At 42.4% G+C, this 19,109-nt stretch carries 16 protein-coding genes; 7 read left to right on the forward strand and 9 right to left on the reverse strand.

The window, feature by feature from the left end:
• The first annotated feature begins 158 nt into the window (after nt 1-158).
• On the forward strand, nt 159-755 hold the full coding sequence (locus LVD17_RS12265; RefSeq protein ID WP_233767132.1) for a hypothetical protein: 597 nt from the start codon (nt 159-161) through the stop codon (nt 753-755).
• Nucleotides 756-789: 34 nt separating this feature from the next.
• Here LVD17_RS12265 and LVD17_RS12270 read toward each other — a convergent pair whose 3' ends face one another.
• The 8 genes from LVD17_RS12270 to LVD17_RS12305 all read right to left on the reverse strand — a co-directional run bounded on the left by LVD17_RS12270 (nt 790) and on the right by LVD17_RS12305 (nt 7,291).
• Entirely contained in the window at nt 790-2,058 is a 1,269-nt protein-coding gene (locus LVD17_RS12270; protein ID WP_233767133.1) for a sensor histidine kinase, read from the reverse strand.
• Nucleotides 2,055-2,729, reverse strand: a complete 675-nt coding sequence (locus LVD17_RS12275) for a response regulator transcription factor (RefSeq protein ID WP_233767135.1) — start codon at nt 2,727-2,729, stop codon at nt 2,055-2,057. Before LVD17_RS12275 ends, LVD17_RS12270 begins: the two co-directional genes overlap by 4 nt.
• A gap of 152 nt (nt 2,730-2,881) precedes the next feature.
• Nucleotides 2,882-3,682, reverse strand: coding sequence for a carbonic anhydrase (locus LVD17_RS12280; RefSeq protein WP_233767137.1), 801 nt, complete (start codon nt 3,680-3,682; stop codon nt 2,882-2,884).
• A 90-nt stretch (nt 3,683-3,772) separates the two neighbouring features.
• Nucleotides 3,773-4,537, reverse strand: a complete 765-nt coding sequence (locus LVD17_RS12285; RefSeq protein WP_233767139.1) for a carbonic anhydrase — start codon at nt 4,535-4,537, stop codon at nt 3,773-3,775.
• Between the two features lie 38 nt (nt 4,538-4,575).
• Complete coding sequence (locus tag LVD17_RS12290) at nt 4,576-5,301, reverse strand: DUF2490 domain-containing protein (protein ID WP_233767141.1); 726 nt, start codon at nt 5,299-5,301, stop codon at nt 4,576-4,578.
• Between the two features lie 194 nt (nt 5,302-5,495).
• The gene (locus LVD17_RS12295) at nt 5,496-5,888 is read right to left on the reverse strand and encodes a hypothetical protein (protein ID WP_233767143.1); all 393 of its coding nucleotides are present in this window, start codon (nt 5,886-5,888) and stop codon (nt 5,496-5,498) included.
• 103 nt (nt 5,889-5,991) lie between these two features.
• The gene (locus LVD17_RS12300; protein WP_233767145.1) at nt 5,992-6,501 is read right to left on the reverse strand and encodes a YfiR family protein; all 510 of its coding nucleotides are present in this window, start codon (nt 6,499-6,501) and stop codon (nt 5,992-5,994) included.
• Nucleotides 6,502-6,628: 127 nt separating this feature from the next.
• Entirely contained in the window at nt 6,629-7,291 is a 663-nt protein-coding gene (locus tag LVD17_RS12305; protein WP_233767147.1) for a hypothetical protein, read from the reverse strand.
• 256 nt (nt 7,292-7,547) lie between these two features.
• Between LVD17_RS12305 and LVD17_RS12310 the strand changes: the two genes are divergently transcribed.
• Both LVD17_RS12310 and LVD17_RS12315 read left to right on the forward strand, forming a co-directional pair.
• Nucleotides 7,548-8,855, forward strand: a complete 1,308-nt coding sequence (locus LVD17_RS12310; RefSeq protein WP_233767149.1) for a TAXI family TRAP transporter solute-binding subunit — start codon at nt 7,548-7,550, stop codon at nt 8,853-8,855.
• Between the two features lie 73 nt (nt 8,856-8,928).
• On the forward strand, nt 8,929-9,222 hold the full coding sequence (locus tag LVD17_RS12315; RefSeq protein ID WP_233767151.1) for a DUF3861 domain-containing protein: 294 nt from the start codon (nt 8,929-8,931) through the stop codon (nt 9,220-9,222).
• 30 nt (nt 9,223-9,252) lie between these two features.
• Here the strand turns inward: LVD17_RS12315 and LVD17_RS12320 are convergent, their stop codons facing one another.
• A complete protein-coding gene (locus tag LVD17_RS12320) occupies nt 9,253-10,296 on the reverse strand; it encodes a LacI family DNA-binding transcriptional regulator (protein WP_233767152.1) in 1,044 nt (347 codons plus the stop codon).
• Between the two features lie 339 nt (nt 10,297-10,635).
• Between LVD17_RS12320 and LVD17_RS12325 the strand changes: the two genes are divergently transcribed.
• From LVD17_RS12325 to LVD17_RS12340, 4 genes are all read left to right on the forward strand, one after another.
• Nucleotides 10,636-13,926 carry a SusC/RagA family TonB-linked outer membrane protein gene (locus LVD17_RS12325; protein WP_233767153.1) on the forward strand — a complete coding sequence of 1,097 codons (3,291 nt, stop codon included), beginning with the start codon at nt 10,636-10,638 and terminating at the stop codon, nt 13,924-13,926.
• A gap of 23 nt (nt 13,927-13,949) precedes the next feature.
• Nucleotides 13,950-15,749 (forward strand): RagB/SusD family nutrient uptake outer membrane protein, encoded by a 1,800-nt coding sequence (locus LVD17_RS12330; protein ID WP_233767155.1) that lies wholly within the window; start codon nt 13,950-13,952, stop codon nt 15,747-15,749.
• A gap of 22 nt (nt 15,750-15,771) precedes the next feature.
• Nucleotides 15,772-17,412 carry a DUF5123 domain-containing protein gene (locus LVD17_RS12335; RefSeq protein WP_233767157.1) on the forward strand — a complete coding sequence of 547 codons (1,641 nt, stop codon included), beginning with the start codon at nt 15,772-15,774 and terminating at the stop codon, nt 17,410-17,412.
• A 107-nt stretch (nt 17,413-17,519) separates the two neighbouring features.
• Nucleotides 17,520-19,052, forward strand: a complete 1,533-nt coding sequence (locus LVD17_RS12340) for a pectate lyase family protein (protein WP_233767158.1) — start codon at nt 17,520-17,522, stop codon at nt 19,050-19,052.
• Nucleotides 19,053-19,109 lie beyond the last annotated feature (57 nt).

Here is a 19,109-nt window from a genome sequence, read left to right on the forward strand (position 1 = left end):
GTAAAACCAAATTAAGTATCCATCTGATAGCCAGTAAATTGGCGGGAGTAACTAAAAGTAATCCCACAGAAATTGTGCTGCTCAGGAAGTATTGGTTATTTTTCAAAACTAAAATGTAAATCAACTAACCTGATAAACGTTAAAGTACAATGAGCCCCATGAAACATCTTTTAGCCCTGTGCATTGTATTATCCTGGAGTGGATGTAAAGTAAATAACCAAACATCCGACTCTTCCGGGTCTCAGGCTATGGCGCCAGTTACCACGGGATATTCTGATTGCGACTATGGCATAAAGATATTCAACCAACATGCCAGCGGGGGGATCATCAACGACCTTAAAGAAGTTAAAGAGAAATACGGAAACCTGCCGGATGAGCTTAAAGCGCTATACCCGGCAGCAAGATCTACATGGAATTCAGCCTTACGGAGCCTGAAGTTCTCTTACACAAAAGATTACCAGGCTGATCTGCCCGACTATACAGGCTCGCTTGAAGATTGGAGGAACAGCAATTTAAACGATGATCAAAAGTTCTTTATGCTACTGACAGAGCTAAAGTATGGCCCATACCCCGTGGGCTCAAGAGATATGGAAGCACGGGCAGGCTGGGCCGAAAGAGCCAATATGAGCAAAAGATTAAACGCTTTCATCCGCGTGGCACTTCATGGTAATTGCCAACCTGTGGCTGCCTATAAGGTAAAGGGCCTGCTGGATCCGGAAATGCTTCCCCAAGAGCTGGAAAGTGCTATAAACTGATCATTTTTTTAAAATATATATCTATCTGTCGGTATTAAAATACGACGGAAAAGCAATGTGTATTATTACTATAGTTGTACTTCAACTCATACATATTGGTATCGCAGATTCTCTTTACTATGGACAGCCCCAGCCCGGTGCCTTTATGTTCTGAGCCTTTGGCAAAGCGGTTGAATAACTTCTCTAGGGGAACCTTTAAACGAGCTCCCGTATTGGTGATCGTAAATATGCCGTTATGGGTAGTGATGGTGACTTCACCACCAGGATCGCTATAGCGTATGGCGTTGGTGATCAGGTTGGTTACAAGCACTTCTACCAGGGTTTTGTTGCCATTGATATTCAGTGTACTCAAATGGCTGGAAATGTTGATGCCACGCATGTCTGCCAGATGAACTATGTTCGAAACCAATATGCTTACCAGTTCAGAAACATCAAAAGTCTCGGTTTCAGTAAACTGATGGTTCTCAATCTTGCTTAACAACAGCAGTCCTTTATTGAGTTTTGTAAGGCGCTGCAGACTCTGCACGAGGTCCTGTATGGCCAAGGACTGCTCTTCGCTAAGGTCGGGGCTTTGCATAAGCATATCTACTTTAGAGTGAAGTATGGCCAGCGGTGTTTGAAGTTCGTGTGAGAGATTTTCTATAAACTCCTTTTGCTGAAGAAATATTTTTCTGTTTCGTTCTGTTAGGCGCTCTACAGCTTTGTTGAGATCACTGAATTCGGAGATTTCCGTAGGCTCAAAGCTTATTTCCTTGTGTTTGTCCAGTTTATATGCCTTTAGTGCATTAAGTGTTTTATAGAATGGCTTCCATAGCTTTTGTGACAAGTGACGATTGATCAGAGCCAGGCCTGTTACCAGCACTATGGCCAGCAGGCCCTGGGCAACTCCAAGAGTTAGTATGAGCCCTTTATTATTAACAATAGAGGTACGTACAGTGAGCAGGTAAGGCTTGCCCTTCACTAATACCTTGGATGTAAGTGTACGAAAAGGGTGGGTCTGGTCGTGGATACTGTCATATTCATAAATTGTTTCAAAAGTATCCTGATAGGGAGCATCGCTAAATTCGACAAGGTCTATTTCATGCACTACATTGTTAAGCACTACAAGATCGGTTTCGAGATGCTCCAGGTACTCCAGGTCCTTTACATGATCGATGAACTCGTCACGATAAAGCAACAGCAGGTCATCCACTTCATTTTCAATAATATAGCTTATAAATGCTATGAATAGCGGTATACTAAGCAGTACCAGCAACAGTTTGTATATGATCTGGCTGCGAAAGCTTTTTTGAAGGAGTCTCATATTGAAAATTTGTAGCCCAGGCCGTAGACGGTATTGATATAATCCGTGCATCTGGCTGCGGTCAGCTTCCTCTTTAAATTTTTAATATGGGCGTAAATGAAATCAAAACTGTCCATCATATCGGCATCGTCACCCGTGAGGTGTTCCGCTATGGCCATTTTGGAAACCACCCTGTTTTTATTAGAGATCAAAAACAGGAGCAGGTCAAATTCTGATTTGGTTAAAGGCACTTTTTCACCATTTACATGTATAACCTTTGCTGACAGGTCGAGCATAATCTCTTCGAACTTCACAATGTCGTTACCCTCAAACTTACGTCGCCGTACTATGGCATGTACCCGAGCGCCCAGCTCTGCCATGTGAAACGGCTTGGGCAGGTAATCGTCGGCTCCCAGTTTAAGCCCTTTCAGCCGGTCATCCAGGGAATTTTTGGCAGAGATAATCAGCACCCCATCCGTTTTGTTCATCTTTTTAAGCTCCTGTAGCAGCTGTAGCCCGCTTCCTCCCGGCAGTGTGATATCGAGCAGAATGCAATCATAGTCAAAAGCACTTATCTTCTCCAGGGCTTCAGGGAAAGTAGAAGCGCATTCGCATAGAAAACTTTCGCTTTTGAGGTAGGCGGCTATGCTTTTAGCCAGATTTTCTTCGTCTTCAACAATCAAAATTTTCACTGTACAAGATCAATGGGTAATTTACAAATAATTAATTTTTCAGCTGTCTAAATCAACACTGTTATTCACTTCATGTGCCCGAAGGCTTAAAATCAGATATAAACAGCAGGAAAGGACTAAATGCCTTTCCCGCTATTCAAACTAAACACAATTTACAAAGACTCTTTAATAACTCTTCCGTTAAGAGGCTGAACATTTCTGTAGTTGTTGACCGGCATTAATTCGCGAAGGTCGTTTATCATTTTTAAAGAAACACTCAACGGCTGTTTGAAAATGAACCATTGCACCCCTTCGGTACATGGCGGAGTAGTCAGTGATCCGGTATATGCATAGTATTGCTTTTGCTGAGGGATAACATCATTCATGTTAAAAGTAGCATTAACACCCTTCTTCTCATCCACGGCAAGAGGCAGGTAGCCATCAAGGAACTGAAATGCGGGGCTGTTGATCTCACTCTCTACGGCCATTACCGCGAACACGGCGTATTTTCCGCTTTCACTTACATGTACCAGGTGAATAACCATAGGAAAGTGTACCCCTTTAATGGTGTGCTCTGAAAGCTCATGGAAGTGAAACTGCTTTAGCTCATATTTTTCGCCATTCAGTGTGATGTAGTCTCCCGCATCAAAATTGTATTGGATTGAATGACCGTTGTTTACCACTTCATGGATTTTTGTGCTCTTGCTGTAGTGGATATCGAGAGGTTGCAGTGTGCTATCCGTTTCCGTTTGAAGGATATCTACCGGTGACTGAAACTTACCGCCACAGTCGCCCTTTTCAAATTCTGCCCAGTGGTCGGGGCCGGTTTCCCCACCGTAGCTCCATTCTTTCTTTTCACCTGCCTCTGCGGCAGAGGCTTGCTTTTCCTGTTGTTCCTCTATTTGTTTCTTTTCAGTGCTGCATGATGTTGCAAAAACAAAACCAGCGATCAGTATTAAAAAATTGCGTTTCATAAAAATCAGGATTGTCATCGTTATTTTAATTGTAAGACTAGGCCAGGCAACTCATATCTTGCCCTAACCATTATATTTTTAGTTCTTTTACTATACAGACTCTTTTACAATCCTTCCGTTGAGCGGTTGCGTTGGCCTGTAATTGTGGGCAGGCATTGCATCACGAAGGTCCTCTATCAGGCTCACCGGAGCTTCAACAGGCGTCTTAAAGATGAACCACTGTACGGCTTCCGTACAAGGAGGAGTAGTTAAAGAACCAGTATATGTAAAGTATTGCCTTCCGGCAGGCAGTACCTTATTTATATCGTAGGTATTGTTAACCGTCTTGCTTTCTTCCACGGCCAATGGCAGGTAGTTGTCAAGAAAATCAAACTGCTCAATCTCCGTGGCACTTTCCTCGGTCAGTACGCCCAGCACAGCATACTTTCCTGCATCACTCACATGTACAAGGTGTATCTCCATAGGGAAATGTACACCCCCGACTGTGTGCTCTGAAAGTTCGTGGAAATGGAATTGCTTCAATTCGTATTTTTCACCGTTGAGAGTGATATAGTTGCCAGACTCAAAATTGAACTGAACCGTATGGCCATTGTTCACTACATTGCTGATCTTTATGCCTGCGTCGTAATGAATGTCCAGCGGTTGCAATGTGCTGTCAGTTTGTGTTTGCAAAATATCTACGGGAGACTGAAATGCACCACCGCACTCACTTTCCTGTTCAATTTCCGCCCAGTAGTCAGGTCCGGTTTCTCCGTCATAGCTCCACTCTTCAGCATACGCAACCTTGTCGTCATCATTGCTACATGATGCTGCAAAGCAAAAAATGGCAATTAATACTAAAAAATTGTGTTTCATAAAACTGTTTTTTGTTTGTAATTAAAATTTATAGTTATTTAAAAATGATATGATATCGTAGTTTGTAATATATTGTTGGTTTCAAAGTCATTTCCTGAAAGCGCCAGGTGGTCGTTGAGATAGCCTATACCAAGAGATGCTTTAGGGTTGACCTCGAAGGCCAGGCCCGCATAGAACCAGTTCTGGTTAAGCCTTTCGGGTAAAACCCTGTCGTCGTCAAGGTTGAGCCATATTTCATCAAAAACCTGGACAGATAATTCATGCTTTTCCCCAATGTTTACCAGGGGAATCGAAGTGGTGAAACGATAGCGGAATCGGGTAGTGTAGGATGTACCATCTACTTCAAGGTGTCCGTCTTTTTCTGCAACCTTATCGATAAACCGCTCCTCATACCTGAACCGGTGCTTGAACTTCACTTTACCACTTGTATGGCTTAGTGTGACTTGCTGCCATATATTATTTTCATTCTTGTCAATTGGGGTACTGTATGGTGCATAGGAGTAGTTTCTTATAAAAGTGTACCCGACAGCAAAGTCTACTGTATTATTTAGCTTATAATGTATTGAAGGGCGTACCAGAAGCTGTTGCCAGTGGTCGGTAAAGCCTGTCCTTCTGACATGCACCTCTGTTTTGCCATAGAACTTAGTGTTGATGTGAACATCACCAATAGCCGAAAACCAGGCGCTTGATTTGTGATAAGTGTTTTCCTGTGCATATAAAGTGCTGCCAATCAACAGCAATAGAATAGTTGAATAAAATTTCATCTGCTTTTTATCTTTTAATTATTTCGAAAATTGTATGTATAGCATGGCTATGAATTGCATCATCAGCCAGCACCTTTTGGTGAAAGGCTTGAAATATTGCCCTGCGTGGCAGGGTTGATTATGGGTCTTTGAACGAGTAGCCGGGGAATCCCTTTAAAGGGAAATCATAAGGCCCTCAATAAGGAATCGCCGTGTCAGGAATGTAATGAAGGAATTTTTGGGCAGCAATAAAGAACATAATACCGGACCGGGTGCAAAAGGATACCTGGCCCGGTATTCAAACCTGACCTTAAGCCAAAATATTGACCAGAGGTTTTGTAACCTGTGAAGGTTGTGTTAAAATCATTATCAAGATCTTCCTCAGCACTTTCTTCTATATCAAAATGACTGTTGAGTATATGCAGGGCCTGCTCATCAATGGTAAATTGCTGGTATCCGGCCAGTGTCTGTTGAGAACGGCTCAGGTCATCATCACTGCCATGAATTGCCGCCTTGGCGGGGGAGCCAAAAGAGAAGGTAATGGCTGTTAAAAAGCCAACTAACAACATCCCGCACCTGAAAATTTTTGAAAAAAATACCATATTCATGTTCATAATACTTTTGACCTACTCTCGGGTAGGTTTCTAAAATCAGTATTAAGTGCAACATGTAATGGGGATACCTGCTTTACTTAAATGTATTCGGCTTTATTTACTCCTGATGAATAATTTCATTCAGGTTTTTAGATAACTGAATCCTTCTTTCGGCAAGCGAAGCTTCATTTACATCTACCTGCCATTTATTGTTATCCGACAGCACAAAGCTAAATGCTGCACCAGCTTTGTGAAGTCCCGCTTCTTCGGCAACTATCACTACCGGCTGACCCGACGTTTGTTTTAACAAGGCCTTCAGTATATCACTTTTGTTCTCAGATAAATATACCATCTGCGAAGATTTTAGCAGTGTCAAATCATCGATCTGCTTCAGCTTAACAGGCAGGCCAAGAATATGCATATGAGCCGTATGGCGCTGTAGCATATTGAATACCGGCGAGCTACCTATAACCGTAATGGTATAAGCGTCACCAGGGTTTTCAGCAAAAGCCGTATTTTTTGTAATATCCAACAAGTAAAGTGCTTTAGCCAAATGCTCATCGGTCTGAGAGTTACATATATGAGATGCACTCAAAAGAAAGATCATCAGAACAATTCCTTTTTTCATAGCTGTAACTCATTGATTACGGTGCAATAAAAAGAACCGATTCTGAAAAAAATCTGAATTTCCAGCGGATGTAAAAATTTAGTTAAAAAAATCTGTCATGCGCCGACAAAAGTACCGGAGAGGTCATTTATGCCCATTTTCGTTCAATCCACTCAACAAATTCTCTTGACAAATTCTGCCCATTGGCCTCCAGGTTTTGCTTTGCCACCTGCTTATGGTATTCAAAATTATGGACTATAACAGGCACGGATAATTCATGGTGTTTATGCATTTGCCGGACTACCCCGACAAGCACTTCGACAAAATGCTCTCTTATTTTCTTACCCCTTTCAAGGCAGGCCTCCATATTTTTCGCCAATTCATCCTCCGTAAAATAAAGCCCTAATGCCCTGGTCCACTTCTCTACCAGTTCACGTCCGGTAGTATCTTCTTTTGTACCAACTTCCAAAATACTATTTTGCAGCCAGTAGGTATAATTCCACTTCACGTCCAGCTCGTCCGGTTTTAATAAATCAAAGACGGATTCAGCCCCTTCTTCATCTATCGAACTCAAAAAACCAAGCAGAGACCTGCTATCCTGTCCATCACATTTTTCCGGGATTTTCTTGCTGTAATGCTCTATGGTGTTATAGCTAAAAACCAAAACAGGCCAGTTTTCATTGTCACCATCTTCATAATCATATAAGAATGAGTACGCATAAATTTCTTCTTTTTCCAGCCGGACAATCTTTTCCAGAGCCTCTGTTACCTTTTCCTGAATATATAAAGCCAGTGAATTTTCGACACTCATGCTGCTGTAATGTTTGATTGTTTAAAGAGTTAAGCACAATAATAAAGAGTCCCCAATAGAAACCGTGTACAGAACTGTCATTTAATACATATGGTTTATCACGCCACTGAACTATTGTCGGCCATCCTAAAAAAAACATGTTATTTTTTTACATTCATACAAAAATTCAGATTTTATTTAAATTCTATGAATTGATTTGAGGCGGAAAATAATGATGGTCGAAACTGGCCTGTATTCCTTAAACTAACTAGGATTAATGTGTAAGAATTACTTTTGGGTATCATTTTTTGTAATACTTTCATCCCTTCACCTGAGCTGCGGCAGAAACAACTCCTTTACCATTATTTCTGAGCATACAGAGGATTCCGGTAAAGCCGGTAAATCTATAGTAGGGGCACTGCAAAGGTCACTGGAAGATACAGGCACTAAAATGTCGGTAAAAGTGGATACCACCTGGCAGGAGCGGTCTATCCTGGATAAAATCAACTCAGGATCAGAAGATATGGCCCTGGTCAAAAATTCAATTGCCATCGATGATTCCTACCCCAACATCCGGACAGTGATGCCGCTGTTTCCGGAGGTACTTTTAACGCTCTACAAAGGAGAAGAGCACACCCTGGATTCTCTTCTGGCACACGGTAATGTAGTTTTTATAATTGATAAGGATGAAGAGCAACAGCTTATTGAGAGCTTTCTGGATATGCTACAGCTGGTGCCTTCACGGGCTCGCCGTGTAAAGAAGCACGGGGAAACAGAGACTTTGCGCCGTGCCGTGAAAAGCGCCGATGTAATTATGCTCCTGTCTTCGCTCAACAGCCCGCAGATCAACGAGATCATGCAATGGGAAGATGGCCTGAAGATTTATGATTTCAACGCCGACGACTATCAGTATGGTTCTGTTATTGACGGTTTTTGCCTTCGATATTCCCAGGCGATCCCGTTTACCATTCCGAAAGGCATTTTTGACAACCTTTCGGGAACCCCGGTCCGGACTTTGGCAGTCTACGATGTTTTGATCAGCAATAAGCAAACGGATTCGGATGATATCTACGACATGGTTGAGGCTATTTTCAGCTCCAAGGCACGGCTGGCACGCGACAATTTCGAATTTGCCCTGCTCAACGATGACTTTGACAGCCACACTTTTCTATTTCCTTTACATGCCGGTAGCAAAGCTTACTTGAATCGTAACCAGCCCACCTTTTGGGAGAGATATGCAGAGTTGGTAGGAGTGCTCGTTTCGGTTCTGGCTATTTCGGCAGGTGCGGCCTCTACTGCCTATCATAAACTTAAGCAAAGAAGGAAAGATAAGATAGATGAATATTATACTAAAGTGATCTCTATTAGCAATAAATCCTATTATAAGAGCGTATCTCCTGATGAACGGAAGTTGCTGTTGGAAGAATTATTACAGATCAGGTTTGATGTATTCCAGTTGCTCATCAAAGAACGGATCAGCGCCAACAGTGCTTTTATTATATTTTTATTGCTAACCCAATCTACTATTCAGTATCTGGAATCGAAGGTTGAGCTAAAGAATAGTTATGAAATAGCAGATATTTAGAGTATAAAGGGGCGTGCTGGCGGATGAGAATCTGCCTGTAGTTTTTTCCTGTTTTTAACAAATACAATAAATAATGGCAAAGAGAACCAATAAATATCGACTCACCCTTGAACAGCTATCGCTGGCAAAGGAAGATGGTGTGTTGCAGCCACCAGTACAATTTGAGTTTGAAAATCATGATGAAATATTTAATATCATGGAAATCCTGAAAGAGAAGAATCTTTTTGGAAATGAAAACCAGTCAGTTGAATTTGCTGTGGGTTTAAAGCTGTTCGGTGAGGTGATGCTAAAAAACAGAAAGCATCCGCTTTTTGAAATTTTAAATCCGGCTTTTGGAGAGTTTATGAAAAAACTGAAGAGTAGCTGAGTAATACCCTGCTAAATCCGGATAATCGGGCTAATGGCTATGTTGCAAGGAAGATTTCAGTGAAGACTGTCTTATAATAAGTTTTGGCTGTAGCACCGTTTTTTGGGTTCGGCGGGGAGTATTGTTGACCAAGTTATTTAAATGATCAAAAAACAGCTCGCCGGTAACGTGCCCCATGGTAAGGCTTAGCTGGTCTACAGTGGTTAACGTAGGGTCAGTAAAGGAAGTGAAGGGTTCGTTGGAAAAACCCACAAGAGCAACCTCCTGGGGTATTTTAATCTTCCTTTCTTTTAACACCTGCATAGCTCCCATAGCACCATAGTCACTGGCCGAAAATATGGCATCAGGCATCATTTCGATTTCCAAAAGCTGCAACATGCTTTGCCTGCCACCTTCGAGTTGCAGGTTGCTTTCTATTATGAGGTGTTCGTCGACAGGTATATTGTTGTCCTTCAGAGCATCTGTATATCCTCTGAGACGATCCCTGTAAATACTTATTTTCACGGGACTGGTAAAGTGAGCTATCCGTTTACAGCCTTCCTCAATTAAGTGGCTTACCGCAGTATATGCCCCCTGGTAATCATCTATCATTACTTGGTTTACCCTCAGGTGATCTGTACTTCGATCAAACAGAACGATCGGGATTTCTTTATTCAGCAGAGCTTGAAAATGTTCAAAATTGGTAGTCTCTTTAGCAAAGGAAGCTATTATACCATCAACACGGGCATTGACTAAGGCCTCTAATGTTTGGATTTCTTTACCATGGTCATCATACGATTGACATATTATGATTTTATAGTTCAGGCGGTTAGCAACCTCTTCTATACCTCTAACCACTGATGAAAAGAATGCCCTGTCTGCTGTAGGTACAATTACTCCTATAAGATTGCTTTTACCGTTTCTAAGTGCTGCGGCAATGTTGTTGGGTTGATAATTCAACTTTTTGGCGGCCTCCAACACTGCCTCGCGCGTACTTTTACTTATTCTGGGATTATTATTTAAAGCCCTCGAAACCGTAGAGGCGGTTGTATTGAGGTAAGATGCAATGTCATGAATGGTGGTTTTTGCTGCCATTAACCTGATTGTTTAGAAGCTAAAATACTTTCAATCTTACTAAAGACTTTTTATAGATAATCATTGTATGGGAAGCACGTAAGGCAAAATGTCTTCATTAAATGAATTCTGAGCAAACGATTGTGCAATTTATAAAAAGTATTCAGTTATTGTGCATAATGCTATATCAACTTTTCAGGCGTAAATAATAGAATATTTGGTAAAAATGGATTCATATAATATATAATGTATGTTTTGGAAAGAAAATCAGATTTTGATTTTGAAAAAGAATAATAATTTCTTAATATGCAATCGATTGCACATATTTTGCAAGATTGAACACTAAAACCTCACTACACTATGAGTAAAACTACTCTCCTATTAAAGAAATCATTAACTGTCCTGATCCTTACAGGAGTTGCCATTTTTGGCCCTGTGATCAGCTACGCCCAAAGCGTTACTGCCTCCGGAACAGTTAAGGCCGCGGACGGTGAGATGCTGCCGGGTGTGTCGGTCGTAGAGAAAGGCACCTCCAATGGTACAGTCACCGATATCCAGGGCGCATTTAAGATCAGCGTTAGTGAAAATGCCACCCTCGTATTTTCATTTATTGGTATGCAGTCTCAGGAAGTAAGCGTTGGAAACCAGACTTCATTTAACATTACTATGGAGGAGGATGTCACGCAGCTTGCCGAAGTAGAGATTGTAGATGTTGGCTATGGAACCATGAAAAGATCTGACCTTACCGGATCTGTTGCCTCGGTTTCAGCAGAAACCCTTCAAAAAATACCTGTAGCCAGTGCCGCAGAAGCGATTACCGGTCGTTTGCCCGGTGTGAGGGTTCAGACGACTGATGGCTCACCCGATGCCGAAATTGTGATCCGTGTAAGAGGCGGAGGCTCTGTGACGCAGGATAACTCTCCTTTATATGTGGTGGATGGCTTTATCATGAGCAGCATACGCGATATTCCTCCTACTGACATAGCCAGTATTGACGTACTTAAAGATGCCGCGGCTACTGCTATTTATGGAGCCAGTGCTGCCAATGGCGTTATCATCATCAACACCAAGAAACCCAAGGCCGGAAGAGTATCAGTAAACTACAACGGTTTTGCCAAGTACAAACATCTGCCTGAAAACCGCAAGTATGAGGTTTTGTCTCCTTACGACTATGTAATGGCTAATTATGAAACAGCCAAACTAAAGTCTGAGGCCGATGTGGAGAATTTTGAAAAGTATTTTGGTAAGTATGATGACCTTGAACTGTATAAAAACAAAGCCGGAACAGACTGGCAAGACGAACTTTTTGGCGGAGGTCAGTTTTCTCAGTATCACAATGTAAGCCTTAGCGGTGGTTCTGAGAATACAAGGATTTCGCTTAGCCTTACCAACAATAATGAGGAAGGGCTCATCTCCGGCTCCGGTTATGAAAGAAATGTGGCCAACCTGAAGTTAAATCAGAATATTTCCGACAAACTTTCATTTGATTTTGGCTCTCGTATCACCTATTCAATAACGAACGGATCGGGTACATCCGGAAGCTCTCAGCTTAGAGTTAAGGATGCCATCACTACCCGCCCTGTCAACGGCATTGCCGACGAACTTGATATCGATCTTAATGCAATCGATGCCAGTGATGATTACCAGTCTTTCCTGTTAAGTATGATCAATCCCGCAGAGCTGGCCGAGCAGGACTGGCGCAAGCAAACGGATAAAAACTATGCCTTCAACGGAGGCCTTACCTGGAAGGCTACCAACAACCTTACATTTACAACAGTAGCCAACGGACAAACCAATTTCAGAGAAAGACTCAGATTTTACGGCCCACTGACCGGAGAATCGCAAAAGGAAGGAAGCAGCCTGCCTTTAGGAACGATTGAAGAGCGCCAGGGCTGGTCATACAGATGGTACAATACTGTAGGTTACAACTTCAAAGACCTGGGTCGCCACAAACTGGATCTTTTAGTAGGCCACGAAATTAACTCTAACGGAGGCGAAAGCTCTTTTGTACGCCAGGAAGAATTCAGGGTGTCCATTACCCCTGAAGAAATGTTTGCCAACATGCAACTGGGTGAAGGTCAGTTATTCTATTCGTCAGAAGAATTTACTGAAGATAACAAACTTTCATTTTTTGGAAGGGTAAACTATCAGTGGGACGATCGGTTTTTATTAACAGCTACTTTCAGAAGAGATGCCAATAGCAAGTTTGCGAAGGATAAGCGTGTAGGTTTCTTCCCTGCAGTGGCCCTTGGATGGAAAATCTCCGAAGAAGCCTTCATGTCTAATGTTACTTTCGTAGACCAATTGAAATTAAGGGTAAGCTATGGAGAAATTGGTAATGACAAAGTAGACAGAACGGCATCGAGGTTCCTGTTTTCACCCTCCAATGACAACGGTCCTGGATTTGGCAACGAGTATAATACTTATTACTCACCATCATCAGATGTTTTATATAACCCTTTTCTGATCTGGGAAACTACAGTTAGCCGAAATGCCGGTATTGATTTCTCCCTTTTTAAAGCCAGTGTCACTGGTAGTTTTGATGCATATTATAATACCACAAATGATCTTTTACTGGATAAGGCAATCTCACCTATTTCAGGGTTCCAAACTCAGTGGGACAATATCGGCAGTACCTCCAATCGGGGTATTGAGCTGGGACTGGAAGGCTACATTATTGATAATAACGACTTCTCTCTTTCAGCCAATATTAACTTTGGTATGAATAAAGGCAAAATAGAAGAATTGGATGGTACTGACGAGCGATTCTTTCAGTCTAACTGGGCAGGTACCGATCTCAAAGACAGAAATGATTTCCTGCTGCGTGTGGGAGAGACTATCGGCTTAATTTATGGCTATGAAAATGACGGTATGTATACTGTAGATGACTTTGAAAGTTATGATGAGGCAACGGATACCTACATACTTAAGGAAGGAGTGGTGGACAACAGTGCTACAATTGGAGTTAACTCTTTAAGGCCAGGGTACATGAAGATAAAAGATGCTGATGGAAACGGAGAGATCGACAGCGAAGACAGGAGGGTAATTGGTAACGCCCTTCCCAAGGCCCAGGGAGGTTTTGGGTTTAATGCCAGATATAAGGGATTTGATGCCTCCATATTCTTCAACTGGTCTTATGGCAATGACATCTACAATACCGGTAAAATAGAGTATAACCAATACTACCGCACTACTTATGGCAATATGCTGAATACCATGAGCCCTGACAATCGATTTACTTATATCGATGTTGACGGTGCATATACCGGTACACCTGGAGAAGTGGTAACAGATCTTGAGCAACTAAGAGATATGAACCAAGGCAAGTCAATGTGGAGTGGTAATAATTCATTTGGCACCGCCACTGCAGTACTTACTGACTGGGCCGTGGAAGACGGATCTTTCATCAGGCTCAATACATTGACACTGGGCTATACACTACCTGTTGATCTGATTTCCAAAGTTAAACTGTCGCAGGTCAGGATATATGCGACAGGCTATAACCTGGCTTTATGGACCAACTATTCAGGTTTTGATCCTGAAGTGAGCACCACAAGAAGCAGCTCTTACTCTGCACTGACTCCTGGAGTAGATTACTCATCATACCCAAGAAGCAGGTCATATACCGTAGGTGTGAATATTACTTTTTAATTGTCGCAAAAAATTACAGAGATATGAAATTTAGATATTTAATATTGGCCATGGCAGCTCTGATAACCGCTTCATGCGATGATTATCTGGAGCCGCAATCGTTGTCAACCTTTGATAGTGAGTATGTGTTTTCAAATGCGGAAGACGCCCGTAGAGGAGTAAATGCCATTTACGTCCACTTTAGCCATGATGGTTTCAGGTCGCGATTGTCTAATAATATGACAGGCAACACTGACATTGAACATAGCAGTGGTTGGGGCAGTGACGGTGCCCGTTATCAGATATGGGACCTCAATGCCCAGGAAAACAATGGAGACCTTGATTATGTATGGGATATCGGATATAAAGCTATAAGAGATGCTAATATCGCTATTGAAGGTATTCTGGCTAGCGAAGCATACAATTCGGATGATAAGGTGCTTGCTGCTGATATGGGTCATCTGTTAGGAGAAGCATATACACTGCGTGCTTATTGGTATAGCATACTTACGTTCTATTTTGGAGACGTACCGTTTATTACCCAAGCTCCTAAAATTGGGGTAGACTTCAACCTGCCTAAAGAAGATCGCAACGTGATATTGTCTTCCGTGATCCATGATATGATTGAAGCCGAAGAGGGGATGTATTGGGCCGATGAAGCACCTTTTGGTATTGAGCAGGTAAATCGTGAGTATACACTGGGCATGATCGCCCGCCTTTCATTACAAAGAGGTGGCTGGTTTTTGAAACCTGATATGACTATGGACAGGGCTTCGGATTACCTGGCCTATTACGACACGGCACGTCAATATACCGGCAAGCTGATACAACTAAAAGACCGTGAATTGCCTCAGGACTATCGGCAGGTATTTCTAAACCAGTCAAAATTTATTAATCCTGTTAACGCAGATGTACTTTTTGAAGTCCCCTTTGCCATTGGTGAGGGAGACGTGGGTTGGAATATAGGTGTGGGAGTTTATAGTGGCCCCTATGGATCAGGAAATAATTATATGAAAATACCACTCACATACTTCTACTCTTTTGACAGGGCAGACCAAAGAAGGGATGTGACATGCGCACTATATGAATATCCGAATGAGACTCCGACGAAGGAAGATTTGGAGCCGCAGGAGCTGATAGATTTAAATAATAAAGGAATTTCTCAAGGCAAATGGAGTCGCACTTATTTGGAAAAAGCTCCCGGAAGTAATACATCAAAAGGCACCGGTATAAACTGGCCTATGCTGAGATATGCAGATGTACTTCTTATGTATGCAGAAGCTGAAAACGAACTCAACGGCCCTACAGGGCAGGCTCAGGAAATGTTGCGCCGGGTAAGACAAAGAGCTTTTCCGGACTCTGTATGGGCAGAGAAAGTCGATACTTACATCAATACCGCTTCGGCCAGTAAAGAGTCTTTTTTCGAGGCCATTGTGGATGAAAGAGCCTGGGAGTTTGGAGGTGAGATGATTAGAAAATATGAGCTTATTCGCTGGAACATTTATTCAGAGAAAGTACAGGAAACAGTTGCCGGCCTTAAAAAAATGGCTGACGAAGCAGGTAGTGGTGATATGCCACAATATTTGTATGTAAGAAATGAGCCGGATGGAACATTGGTCATATACGATCTTTATTCTAACGTGGCCCCTCCGGATCCTGATAATTGGAGGCAAAGAGATTGGGTTGAGGCCCTGATTGATTTGAACCAGCCTGATAGTTATCAGCAGTGGATTACTAAAGACTGGGCAAGGTATACGCACCCTGTTAGATATATTTTTCCGATACCGACCATTGGCATAGACAATAGCCAGGGCGTATTGCAAAATGACGGCTATGGCTTCTAATAAGAACTTAAAATATTATACAATGAAAAATATCAAATCAAATATTTATAAAGCATCAGGTATCCTCCTGTTGGGCATGCTGGCTATGTTCGCCTGCAATGATGATGAGGAGGTATTTGAAAAAACCAGGTTATTCAGGCCCGTTTTAAATGAGAAGCTCTATGCGGAAGGCAATACGATCATTGCTGATATAGGTAACTTAAAGGAGGCAATATCTTATACCATTGAAGTTAGCCGTGATACCTTTAAAACCATAGATTATACATTTGATGCTGATACCAGCTATGTAGAGATCAATGAGACAACAGTAGGTGAAGAGCTGCTTTGGTTTACCATCTATCAGGTCCGTGCAACAGCTCATGCAGCAGACCCGCAGTATGATAGCAAGTCATCTGATCTGGGGGCAGTAAGAACACAAAAATATCCTTCAAATCAAGGGGCACCAAACCTTCAGTTTGATGTCACCGACACCAGGGCCAGAGTGTTCTGGTCCACTTCAGGAGATTTAATCGATAGAGTGAGAGTATATGCTATCAATGACCTCAGGCTGGAAACTCCATTATTTGATATTGAACTAACTCAGGAACAAATAGACGATAATGAGGCGATTGTTAATAATTTGACACCTGTTACTACATATCAAATTGCCATTTATTCAGGGGAGACTTTACGGGGATGGGAAGTATATACTACCAAACCAGCTTTGGAATTCGGCGACCGCCCTGTCTATGACCTTTCAGGGATTGAAAGCGAGGATATTCTGGCCGATACACTTGGCGATATTGAGGATGGTGCAGTAGTGATAGTGGAGCCAGGTAGGGTTTATCAGGCCAATGGATATGCCTTTAATAGTTCTGTATTGATCATAAGCGGTTATGGTTTTACTCCTGCTTTACCACTCATCAATACGTCTAGTGGTAATTATGATATAACGGACGGAGCAACAATAGATTCTTTGGTATTTAAAAATGTGGCCATTCATGGAGATTTTTCTGGTGGCTATGTTTTTAATATTTCTGTATCAGGCTCTATTGGCGAAATTAAGTTTGAAGGTTGCGAAATTCACTCCCACAGAGGTATCACAAGAATCAAAGGAGGTATTGGTACTGTTGACAAATATTCAATAGTGAATTCTGTAGCTGATAGCATTAATGGATATGCTGCATTTTATGTAGACACCGATGGCTGGACGGCTGGAGATGTTCTACTTGAAAACTCAACATTCTCCAAATTTCAATACTTCCTGGCAAGCAGAACAAATACTGGTTCTATAACTATTGAGAGCTGTACCATAGACCAGGCTCCTGAAGCAGGTCGCCAAATGTTCAGATGGCGAGGAGGTGATGGCAAGAATAATGTGACTGGGGGCATAAAAATTCATAATACCATTTGGGGGCCTGGCTGGGATATGAGTGGGGCTGAAGTTTATTCTGTAAAAGGTGTTGAAGGTCTTGGCTCCACTACTTTCGATATCATCAACACATGGAGTCCTTCTGATTTCTCCTTTTCCGGAAATGACATTGCAGGCTTCCCATCATTCATTTACAGTGGCACTGCGGATGACCTTTGGGTAGATAGAGAAAATATGGATTACAACATTAAAGACAAAGGCTTCTCTGCTGCAAATAGCGCAGGAGACCCCAGATGGAGGTCCGGACTATAGTTAGGTTTCTTCATATTGTACGAGATGCGGTCATTAGCATGACCGCATCTTAAATTTTGTCAGGAAGGCTCTTCATTAGTTAGATCATTTAAATCATTTTACATTCCATGAGATCGTTCAATAAACTATGTTTAATTTTCGCCCTATCCTTTTTCATTTTTCTGGTCAATTGTGGAGGTGACGACTCTGACCCCGGGCCAGGTTCCGGTTCGGATACCACTTCGGTAACTGATCCTGATCCCGATCCTGATACAACCACTCAGCAGCAGGATTCGCTTCCTGTAAATGAGGTGGCCTATGCGTTTGAAGGCGCTGAAGGTTTTGGAAGAAATACCACTGGAGGCCGTGGAGGCAAAGTGATCTATGTGACTAACCTCAATGATTCCGGCACGGGTAGCCTGAGAGCAGCCATCCAAACCAGTGGTTCGCGGTACATTCTTTTCAAAGTGTCCGGTATCATCGCTCTGAACTCAGAGCTAAAGATACAAAATGGCGATGTAACCATAGCAGGGCAAACCGCACCCGGAGATGGCATTACCCTTAAAAACTATCCCGTAACAATTGCCGCCGATAATGTAATCATCCGGTTTGTACGGTTCAGAATGGGTGATGAAGCCCAGGCCGAAGGAGATGCCCTGGGAGGTCGCTTCCATAAAAATATTATTATAGATCATTGCTCTATGAGCTGGTCAACGGATGAGTGTGTGTCGTTTTATGCCAATGAGAATACTACCGTACAGTGGTGCGTAATCGGCGAAAGCCTGAGAAATTCAGTTCATGATAAAGGAGCCCATGGCTATGGGGGTATATGGGGAGGCAGGTATGCTTCGTTCCATCATAACCTGCTGGCCCATCATGATAGCAGGAACCCAAGACTTGGGGAGGCGGCCGGCGATGCATTCGCGCTCACCGATCTTGTAGATTTGAGAAACAATGTCATCTACAACTGGGGTGGTAACAGCACCTACGGAGGTGAAGCCATGAATGTAAATATTGTTAACTGCTACTACAAAGCCGGTCCGGCCACCCCGGGTTCTAAAAATGACAGGATTGTTTCTATCGACAAGAATAAGGTGGAAGGTACCGACGTATACGATATCTGGGGCAAATTTTTCATAGATGGAAACTATATACATGGAAGCACACAGGCTACAAATGATAACTGGACGCATGGCGTGTATGCTCACTTTCATGGCAGCTATGGTACCGTTTCAGAAGAGGATAAAACAAACATGCGCCTGAGTGCACCACTTGATATCCAGAATAATGTAAACACCCATACTGCAGAGGTAGCATATGAAAAAGTACTAGGTTTCGGCGGGGCCTCGCTGGTAAGGGATGCAGTGGATGAACATATCATTAACGACGTTAAAAACGGAAACTACACTTACGAAGGTTCTAATGGTAGCACCAACGGCATTATTGATACACAAAGTGATGTAGGCGGGTGGCCTGTTTTAAATTCTGAAGATTCTCCCATAGATACTTCCGGAGATGGAATGCCTGATACATGGAAAACACAAATGGGGCTTAACCCTGCTGAATTTGAAGCCAATGACCATGACCTCAGCACCGGTTACGAAAATATTGAGGTTTATCTGAACAGTTTGGTATCTGCAATAACCAGCGGACAAAAATGATAAGCGTGTAAGCTGGTTTGACAAGAAGAGTAGTTAACGAAGTAATATTTAGAAGGT

Source organism: Fulvivirga ulvae (assembly GCF_021389975.1).
Lineage (GTDB): Bacteria > Bacteroidota > Bacteroidia > Cytophagales > Cyclobacteriaceae > Fulvivirga > Fulvivirga ulvae.